At 62.5% G+C, this 1,970-nt stretch carries 3 protein-coding genes; 2 read left to right on the top strand and 1 reads right to left on the bottom strand.

Annotated features, from left to right (window positions below):
- Nucleotides 1-179 precede the first annotated feature (179 nt).
- Nucleotides 180-548, top strand: coding sequence for a YciI family protein (locus tag VGH68_RS00290; RefSeq protein ID WP_331601513.1), 369 nt, complete (start codon nucleotides 180-182; stop codon nucleotides 546-548).
- A 26-nt stretch (nucleotides 549-574) separates the two neighbouring features.
- The gene (locus VGH68_RS00295; RefSeq protein WP_331601514.1) at nucleotides 575-967 is read left to right on the top strand and encodes a VOC family protein; all 393 of its coding nucleotides are present in this window, start codon (nucleotides 575-577) and stop codon (nucleotides 965-967) included.
- 15 nt (nucleotides 968-982) lie between these two features.
- Here the strand turns inward: VGH68_RS00295 and VGH68_RS00300 are convergent, their stop codons facing one another.
- Nucleotides 983-1,897, bottom strand: coding sequence for a LysR family transcriptional regulator (locus VGH68_RS00300; protein ID WP_331601515.1), 915 nt, complete (start codon nucleotides 1,895-1,897; stop codon nucleotides 983-985).
- Between the last annotated feature and the right edge of the window lie 73 nt (nucleotides 1,898-1,970).

Genomic DNA, 1,970 nt, shown 5'->3' on the forward strand with positions numbered 1-1,970 from the left:
GGCGCAGATTAACAGACACGCACGGCCCGCCGCATCCCGCAGATCGTCGCACCGGCCCCGGCCCCGGGCGGACAATTCGGGGGCCCGTTACATTTCGATACTTTTTTGTGTGCGGTTGCTGTCGATTTGCATCTGCCTCAAGCGTCTACCTGCTGAAGCCACCCCAACCGGAGACATCGATGAAATTCTTGTGCCTCATTTTCTTTGACGAGCGCGTGCTCGACGATCTGTCGAAACGGCAGTACGACGCACTGGTCGACGAATCCCTGGCGTACGACGAGCGCTTGCGCGAGAGCCGTCATTTCATCACGTCCCAGGCGCTGCAGTCCGCAAAGGAGGCCGTCACGCTAAGGGTTCGCGGCGAGGAGGTCTCGATCACGGATGGCCCGTTCGCCGAGACCAAGGAGCAGGTGGGCGGCTTCATCCTGATCGAGGCACGCGACCTGAACGAAGCCATGCGCGTGGCGTCCGGATTTCCCGGCGCGCGGCTAGGCGGCGTGGAAGTGCGTCCGGTCAAGGAGTTGCGGGCGTCATGGCCGGACGCATGAGTTGCACAACCTGAAAGGAGCAAACGATGCAAACGCTATTGAAAGACAGTCCGGCGTTCAGCGGTTTTGCAGTAAAGGATCTCGCCGAAGCGAAGGCGTTCTACACCGGGACTCTCGGCCTCGAAGCGACGAGCGAGCCCATGGGAATTCTCAAGCTGCATCTGGCGGGCGGCAACAATGTGCTGGTCTATCCGAAGGCCGACCATGTACCCGCGACATTCACGGTGCTGAACTTCCCGGTCAGCAGCGTGGACCAGGCAGTTGACACGCTGAGCGAGCGCGGCGTGCGCTTCGAACACTACAATACGCCACATCTGGCGACGGACGCAAAAGGGATCTGCCGCGATCCCCGCGGTCCGGCGATTGCCTGGTTCAAGGACCCGGCGGGCAATATTTTCTCCGTGCTCGAAGAGCGATAAGAGCATGGGTCCGGTTCACGCATCCATCGCCGACTCGCTGGAAACCAGCCGCAATTCGTCGGCGATGATCGCAATCAGCGCTTCCGCCGCCGCGCTCAACGGGCGTCGCGGATGGCTGATCCGAACGATATGGCGCACAATCCGCGGCGCAAGAATGGGATAGGCGCGCAGCGTGCCGAGCCGCACCGCGCGCTCGACCGCGATGCGCGGAAGGATCGTCGCAAAGCGCGTGCTTTCCACCAGCTTGACGATCGTGCTCAGTACGTCTATCTCGAAGCGAGGCGCAAGCAGTACGTCCTCGTGCTGGGCGGCGGTATCGAGCACCCCGCGCAAACCATGGCGTTTGGTCGGCAACACCAGTTCGAGCTCGGGAAGCTGCGCAAGCTCGATGGCGTGCGGCAAGTCGGGACCATGCACCGCGCTGGTGACCAGCACCATCTCTTCATCGAGCAAGGGCTGCGAGTCGAGCGACAGACGCGCGCGCGGCTTGTTGATCAGCGCGGCGTCGAGCTGCCCGCCCGACACCCAGTCGATAAACGTCGCGCTGTAACCGTCGGACACGGTCACTTCCACATGCGGATAGCGGGCGTGAAAACGCGACAGCGAGTCCGCCAGCACGCTCTCCGTCACAGACGCAATCAACCCTATCGATACGTGCCCGGTCACCACCTCGTCGCGTTGCACCAGTTGCTGGCGCGCGTGCGCGAGGTCGCGCGTGATCGGCAGGAACAGGCGATACATCAGGCGTCCGGCCGCGGTCGGCGCCATGCCGTGCGCGCCGCGCTCGAATAGCTGCTGATGCAGTTCGTCCTCCAGCTTGGCGATCTGCATGCTCAGCGCCGGCTGCACGATGTTCAGCCGTTTCGCTGCCCGCGTGGCGGAGCCATCCTCGAACAGCGCGATGAAATACTGAATCTGCTTCAGGTCCATATTGGCGGGCTCAGTGGCGTGGCCCCGGCAGGCGGGCCATCAATAAGTCTAATGAAGCGGCAATTATTTATCA

The organism is Paraburkholderia sp., from assembly GCF_036488505.1.
In the GTDB taxonomy this organism is placed as follows: Bacteria; Pseudomonadota; Gammaproteobacteria; order Burkholderiales; family Burkholderiaceae; genus Paraburkholderia.